Annotated in this window: 10 protein-coding genes; 3 read left to right on the top strand and 7 right to left on the bottom strand. The window is 51.3% G+C overall.

The features are described 5' to 3' along the window. Positions 1-256: 256 nt before the first annotated feature. A complete protein-coding gene (locus tag F4V72_RS24120; RefSeq protein ID WP_164984560.1) occupies positions 257-409 on the bottom strand; it encodes a hypothetical protein in 153 nt (50 codons plus the stop codon). A 113-nt stretch (positions 410-522) separates the two neighbouring features. Between F4V72_RS24120 and F4V72_RS09130 the strand changes: the two genes are divergently transcribed. Next, the gene (locus F4V72_RS09130; RefSeq protein WP_023246875.1) at positions 523-1,077 is read left to right on the top strand and encodes a gamma carbonic anhydrase family protein; all 555 of its coding nucleotides are present in this window, start codon (positions 523-525) and stop codon (positions 1,075-1,077) included. On the opposite strand, the gene F4V72_RS09125 is transcribed toward F4V72_RS09130, so the two are convergent. Genes F4V72_RS09125 through dprA form a run of 6 tightly spaced genes read right to left on the bottom strand, consistent with a single transcriptional unit; the run spans position 1,053 to position 4,845 of the window. Further along, a complete protein-coding gene (locus tag F4V72_RS09125; RefSeq protein ID WP_023246876.1) occupies positions 1,053-1,310 on the bottom strand; it encodes a DUF1488 domain-containing protein in 258 nt (85 codons plus the stop codon). The two genes, F4V72_RS09130 and F4V72_RS09125, sit on opposite strands and share 25 nt — an antisense overlap. Further along, entirely contained in the window at positions 1,307-2,125 is an 819-nt protein-coding gene (gene aroE, locus F4V72_RS09120; protein ID WP_024149567.1) for a shikimate dehydrogenase, read from the bottom strand. Before aroE ends, F4V72_RS09125 begins: the two co-directional genes overlap by 4 nt. Before the next feature lie 4 nt (positions 2,126-2,129). Then, a complete protein-coding gene (gene tsaC / locus F4V72_RS09115) occupies positions 2,130-2,702 on the bottom strand; it encodes an L-threonylcarbamoyladenylate synthase type 1 TsaC (protein WP_023246878.1) in 573 nt (190 codons plus the stop codon). After that, positions 2,695-3,249 carry a DNA topoisomerase family protein gene (locus F4V72_RS09110; RefSeq protein WP_136057973.1) on the bottom strand — a complete coding sequence of 185 codons (555 nt, stop codon included), beginning with the start codon at positions 3,247-3,249 and terminating at the stop codon, positions 2,695-2,697. The genes tsaC and F4V72_RS09110 overlap by 8 nt, the downstream gene beginning before the upstream one ends. A gap of 26 nt (positions 3,250-3,275) precedes the next feature. Further along, positions 3,276-3,749, bottom strand: coding sequence for a DUF494 family protein Smg (gene smg / locus F4V72_RS09105; protein ID WP_000460663.1), 474 nt, complete (start codon positions 3,747-3,749; stop codon positions 3,276-3,278). Continuing rightward, positions 3,721-4,845, bottom strand: a complete 1,125-nt coding sequence (gene dprA, locus F4V72_RS09100; protein ID WP_063390859.1) for a DNA-protecting protein DprA — start codon at positions 4,843-4,845, stop codon at positions 3,721-3,723. Before dprA ends, smg begins: the two co-directional genes overlap by 29 nt. A 131-nt stretch (positions 4,846-4,976) precedes the next feature. Here dprA and def point away from each other — a divergent pair, with 131 nt between their 5' ends. Continuing rightward, positions 4,977-5,486, top strand: a complete 510-nt coding sequence (gene def / locus F4V72_RS09095) for a peptide deformylase (protein WP_063390860.1) — start codon at positions 4,977-4,979, stop codon at positions 5,484-5,486. Between the two features lie 15 nt (positions 5,487-5,501). Further along, positions 5,502-6,449 carry a methionyl-tRNA formyltransferase gene (gene fmt, locus F4V72_RS09090; protein WP_023246882.1) on the top strand — a complete coding sequence of 316 codons (948 nt, stop codon included), beginning with the start codon at positions 5,502-5,504 and terminating at the stop codon, positions 6,447-6,449. Positions 6,450-6,493 lie beyond the last annotated feature (44 nt).

Below are 6,493 nucleotides of genomic sequence, written 5' to 3'. Positions count from 1 at the left end.
GTTAGGCCTGCCGCCAGCGTTCAATCTGAGCCATGATCAAACTCTTCAATTTAAGTTTGATGCTCGTGAATTAAACTTCGTAATGAATTACGTGTTCACTCAGAGACTTGGTATTCATTTTTCGTCCGGGGACGTTAAGAATCCGTATCTTCGAGTGCCCACACAGATTGTCTGATAAATTGTTAAAGAGCAGGTGCGACGCGGCTTTCAGCTCACCGTCGCGAGGTGGCGTATATTACGCTTTCCTCTTTCAGAGTCAACCCTGAATGTCAGGATTTTTCTCTTCAACCGACCGGCTGTTTGTGTGAAGTGATTCACATCCGCCGTGTCGATGGAGGCGCATTATAGGGATCACATTTTTTTGCACAAGCGTTTTTTGGATCTTTTTTTCTGTTTGTTGATTTTTCATCCCTTTCGCTCCATTCCTGCGCAAACTGGCGATTTTTTGATGCTATCTCCTCTTGCACAACGCCGTTAAAGCAACCAAAGTCTTCATGACTATTCAGTTATGATGAGGTAAACATGTCTGACACATTACGTCCTTATAAGGATCTTTTTCCTGAAATCGGTCAGCGCGTGATGATCGATACCAGCAGCGTAGTTATTGGCGATGTCCGTCTGGCGGATGATGTCGGGATCTGGCCGCTTGTGGTGATTCGCGGCGATGTGAATTACGTTGCGATAGGAGCTCGTACAAACATTCAGGATGGCAGCGTCCTTCACGTAACCCACAAGTCTGCATCCAACCCACAAGGCAACCCCTTAATCGTTGGCGAAGATGTTACCGTTGGCCATAAAGTTATGCTGCACGGCTGTACCCTCGGTAATCGCGTGCTGGTAGGTATGGGCTCCATTGTGCTGGATGGCGCGATAATAGAAGATGACGTAATGATTGGCGCGGGAAGCCTGGTGCCGCAGCACAAACGGCTGGAAAGCGGATATTTATATCTTGGCAGTCCGGTAAAACAGATCCGCCCCCTGAGCGATGCTGAGAGATCGGGCCTGCAATACTCCGCCAATAACTATGTAAAATGGAAAGACGAATATCTCTCTCAGGATAACCAAATCCAACCGTGATCGTCTTCCTGCTGGGCCAGGATTAATGCTTCAGCCTCTTCTTCCAGGTCCCAGCGATACTCACGAAAAATTGCCAGCCACTGCTCCGGCGTTTCTCCACCAAAACGATACGCCAGCACATCTTCTTTTATTGCACACATGAGTTGCATCCCATTGACCAGGGCGGGAAAGATGATAGCGCTGGCGGCAGTATCCCATTCTTCGCGGTCAGGGAATTGTATTGCCTGGTTCACGCTGATAATTCCTGCTGTAGCAACTTAATCACTGGCTCGACCTCCGGTAATACACCGTGCCAAAGTAAAATAGCATGTGCTGCCTGCCCCACCAGCATTCCCAGCCCATCTGCATATTGTTTTGCTCCCTGTTGTACACACCAGGAAAGAAATGGCGTATTCCCTTTTTGATAGAACATGTCATAGCAACAGAGGGAAGGGTGAATAAGTGACGCCGGAATCGCCGGGATTTCGCCCTGTATGCCGCTGGAAGTTGCATTAATAATCAGGTCAAACTCACAGCCATCCAGCTTATCCATATCCGTGGCATGAACGCTGCCGGTATGAGCAAAGATTTGCGCCAACGCTTCGGCACGTGAAGCTGTACGGTTAGTGATAGTGACCGCGCAATCCAGAGAAAGCAGAGGTAACAGCACGCCCCGAGATGCACCACCCGCGCCAATCAGCAAAATACGCAACCCTGGCCGGATAAAATTTAAGCGTTCGAGATCGCTTAATAAACCGATACCGTCGGTATTGTCGCCAAGCAAACGACCATCCTCCAGCCGTTTTAATGTATTGACCGCTCCCGCCAGCGATGCTCGTTCCGTTAACTCATCCGATCGCGCAAACGCCTCCTCTTTAAAAGGTACCGTGACGTTCGCGCCTTTCCCGCCTGCAGCAAAAAAAGCATTAAGCGTATTAATGAAATCATTAATGGGAGCCAGCACGCGACCATAGGGGTGAACAATATTTAGCTGCTGAGCAAATTGCTGATGAATAAATGGCGATTTGCTGTGCGCAATCGGATTTCCAAAAACAGCATAGGTTTCTATCATATTACCCTTGTCGAAACAGTTCGCCCGTCAGGGCATCGCGAATTTCCGAAGGATTTAAACGTCCGCCCGTTGCGCCTTCAACCATTGGAAAATCATCGCCAAATTGCGCACGCACCTCTTCAACTGTACGGCATGGCGGTAATCCGCTCAGATTGGCGCTGGTGGAAACCAGCGGTTTGCCATATGCATCGCATAGCGCTACCACCAGCGGGTGGTCGGTAACACGAACGGCCAGGGAATCAAAACGTCCCGTGAGCCACCGCGGCGTTGTCGCGGGCGCAGGAAAAACAAACGTTACCGGCCCGGGCCAGCAATCAAATACCGCTTTACGCTGTGCGGCGGTAAGTATGCTGTCATCAATATAAGGTTTTAACTGCTCAAAGCTGGCGGCAATCAAAATGAGCCCCTTATCGACGGGCCGTTGTTTTAACTCCAGCAGGCGCGTAACGGCTGTTTCACTATCGGGATCGCAGCCGACGCCGAAAACGGCTTCTGTTGGATAAGCGATGACATTTTCTTTATTCAGGAGATCTACCGCCGCGGCGATAGACCCTGTTGGCAGGTTATTATTCACTTGTTTGTTCCACCGGAACCGGCTTTCCACATTGTTTACTGGCGCAAAAGCGCTTCACGCCCTGCGCGGTTTTCTTTTCGATGAGTAGCGGATAATGGCACTCGGGGCACTCCCCCGCAACCGGTGTGAAGTTAATAGCAAACTGGCACTCCGGATAACGATCGCAGGAATGAAAGGTTTTGCCATAACGAGAGCGACGCTGAACCAGATGGCCTTTTTGACATTGCGGACAAACGATCGCAGTTTCATCAGGTTTATCAATGAGCTCGGTATGATCACAGGCCGGATACTCACTACATCCGATAAACATACCAAAACGTCCCTGCCGCAACACCAACGAAGCACCGCAATCGGAGCAAAACTTACCCTCCAGAACTTTGACAATATGCCCGTCAGCAGACGACTTCAGCGGACGAATATACTCACATTCCGGATAGCGAGAACAGCCGAGAAACGGACCATGTTTCCCGGAACGAATTACCAGTTCAGCCCCGCACTGCGGGCAGGGCTCATTTTTACGCACAGAAAACAGTGCTGATTTAGCCATATTCACCCATGCAGCATTAACACCTATTAATGCAGCATACCTTCATTTACCTCAAAGAGTAATTCTTCCATTTGCTGATAGGCATTTTCACAGCCCGGAATATTGAATAACACCATCAAAATAACCCATTTCAGGTCTTCCAGGTCGAACTCTGCGGTATCCAGCGCCAGCACACGCTCAATCACCATTTCTCGTGTTTCGAGGTTTAGCACCTGAATCTGCTCAAGGAATAACAGGAATCCCCGGCAACTGGCATCAAGCCTTTCACACTCTTCAACCGTATAAATACGCATTGAAAGAGGGTCGGAAGCAAGTTGCATGGGTTCCGCGAGGCCATCCTGATAGTCAGCGAGTTTTTCCAGCCACAGCAGCGCATTGTAGATGTCTTCGCGATCAAACCCAGCGTCGGTGAGATCACGCTCCAGTCTGTCCTGATCCACGCGCAGCTCGGCTTCGTTATGGATGTATGTTTCAAACAAATACATTAGTACGTCGAACATGGCTTGCCCTCCTTAATCGGACATAGCCGCCGGGTACAGCTGCGATCCATCCTGCTAACTCCAGTTCGAGTAGCTGAGCCACTACCGCTGGCACAGGTTGGCCGGCACGTTCAGCGACGACGTCAACAGGTGTTACCTCATCTCCTACGTTAGCCAGGAGCTCAGGAAATGGCAATGCCACCTCATCCTGATTTAGTGAATAAAGTGAATTTTCCGCCGTAGTTGGCAACCAGTGTAAGCCGTATTGCAAATTTTCCAGAATATCCTCCGGCGTCGTCACAAGCATAGCCCCCTGTTTAATTAACCAGTGCGTGCCTTCGCTTCCCGGGCTACCGATGGGGCCAGGCAATGCAAAAACGTCCCGTCCTTGTTCAAGCGCGCAGCGTGCCGTCACCAACGAACCGCTGCGCAACGCCGCCTCAACCACCAGTACGCCTTTACTCAGCCCGCTGATGATGCGGTTTCTGCGAGGAAAATTTTGCGGTAGCGGAGGCGTTGAAAGCGGAAATTCCGAGACCACTGCGCCGCCAGCGGCAACCAGGCTTTCGGCCAGCATGGCATGTCGGCGCGGATAAATCTTTGCTAAGCCATTCCCTAACACCGCTACACTTTTTCCGCCAATACTCACCGCGGCGTTGTGTGCAACGCCATCAATTCCCCGGGCAAGGCCGCTGGTGATCGTCAAACCGCTTTTCGCAAGGCTTTCGCAGAGCAGACGTCCCCAGCGTTCTCCATACCAGGAGTGGTCCCGGCTCCCTACGACGGCAAGTTGGCAGGTATGAAGGCAGGCGGGATCGCCGTCAATAAAAATAGCGCCGGGATAATCGTCAATAGCACGCAGTTGGGGAGGATAAACCTCACTATCCGCACACAGAAAATGGTGCTGCGGTAGTTCAAGCCAGCGTAACGTCTCCTCAAGCACACCGGCTGGAAGCTGTAAAAAACGTTCAGCTTGCCGTGCGCTAAGACCAGCCTCCTGCAGGCGCGCGCTATTTATCTGAGGCTGGCGAATAAGCGAATTCGCCATGTTCAACATCGCCTCGCCATAGAGGTCGCCGACGTACATTAAACGTAACCAAATTTCGGTACGGGTCATCCTTTCCCTCCCCTGCCACAAGCAGTCTGAGCAATCTTTGCGATTGGTCACTGATGCTGTCAATCAGGTGGGGATTTGTCTAGAATAGAGGTAATAATCTTTTCAACTCCTGAACACAACTCTGGATAATTATGTCAGTTTTGCAAGTGTTACATATTCCGGACGAGCGCCTTCGCAAAGTCGCAAAGCCGGTTGAAGAAGTGAATGCAGAAATTCAGCGTATCGTCGATGATATGTTCGAGACGATGTACGCGGAAGAAGGTATTGGTCTGGCAGCAACGCAGGTCGATATCCACCAGCGGATCATCGTGATTGACGTTTCGGAAAACCGCGATGAGCGCCTGGTACTCATTAATCCGGAATTGCTGGAGAAAAGCGGCGAAACGGGTATCGAAGAAGGCTGCCTGTCGATTCCGGAGCAGCGCGCTTTAGTGCCGCGCGCCGAGAAAGTGAGAATCCGCGCGCTGGATCGCGACGGCAACCCGTTTGAGCTTGAAGCGGATGGTTTGTTGGCGATCTGCATTCAGCATGAGATGGATCACCTGGTCGGTAAACTGTTTATCGATTATTTGTCGCCGCTGAAGCAACAACGTATTCGTCAGAAAGTAGAAAAACTCGACCGCCTGAACGCCCGGGCTTAAAGGACAAGAACCAACGTGTCAGATTCACTACGTATTATTTTTGCGGGTACACCTGACTTTGCAGCGCGTCATCTCGACGCGCTGTTAACTTCTGGACATAACGTTGTCGGCGTATTTACCCAACCCGATCGTCCAGCAGGTCGCGGCAAAAAGTTGATGCCCAGCCCGGTAAAAGTGCTGGCGGAAGAAAAAGACCTGCCCGTTTTCCAGCCCGTGTCGCTTCGTCCTCAGGAAAACCAACATCTGGTTGCTGACTTACATGCCGACGTCATGGTTGTCGTAGCATATGGTCTGATTCTCCCAAAGGCAGTGCTGGATATGCCCCGTCTCGGATGTATCAACGTTCACGGTTCGCTGCTTCCACGCTGGCGCGGCGCGGCGCCTATTCAGCGCTCACTCTGGGCAGGCGATGCGGAAACCGGCGTCACAATTATGCAGATGGATGTAGGGCTGGATACCGGCGACATGCTGTATAAACTTGCGTGCCCGATTACCGCAGAAGATACCAGTGGCTCACTGTATAATAAGTTGGCTAAACTTGGCCCGCAGGGATTAATTACCACACTAAAACAACTGGCGGACGGCACAGCGACGCCTGAAGCGCAGAATGAAGCGCTGGTCACTCATGCGGAAAAGCTCAGTAAAGAAGAAGCGCGTATTGACTGGTCTCTCTCCGCAGCACAACTGGAGCGTTGCATTCGCGCCTTTAATCCGTGGCCAATGAGCTGGCTGGAAATCGACGGCCAGCCGGTAAAAGTCTGGCAGGCCTCCGTCATTGAGGACGCCACGCAGTCACTGCCAGGAACCATTCTGGCAGCGACGAAACAGGGCATCCAGGTTGCCACAGGCAAGGGGATATTAAATTTGCTTTCGCTTCAGCCTGCCGGCAAAAAAGCGATGAGCGCCCAGGATCTGTTAAATTCACGCCGGGAATGGTTTATTCCTGGTAACCGCCTTGCCTGACGGTCACGTCTTTATAAGCCCGGTGTTACCGGGCATTTTTATTT

The sequence above is a fragment of the Salmonella enterica subsp. diarizonae genome (assembly GCF_008692785.1).
Taxonomy (GTDB): Bacteria; Pseudomonadota; Gammaproteobacteria; order Enterobacterales; family Enterobacteriaceae; genus Salmonella; species Salmonella diarizonae.
The sequence above is the reverse complement of the archived record's forward strand: the minus strand, read 5'-3'. Positions and strand labels throughout refer to the sequence as shown.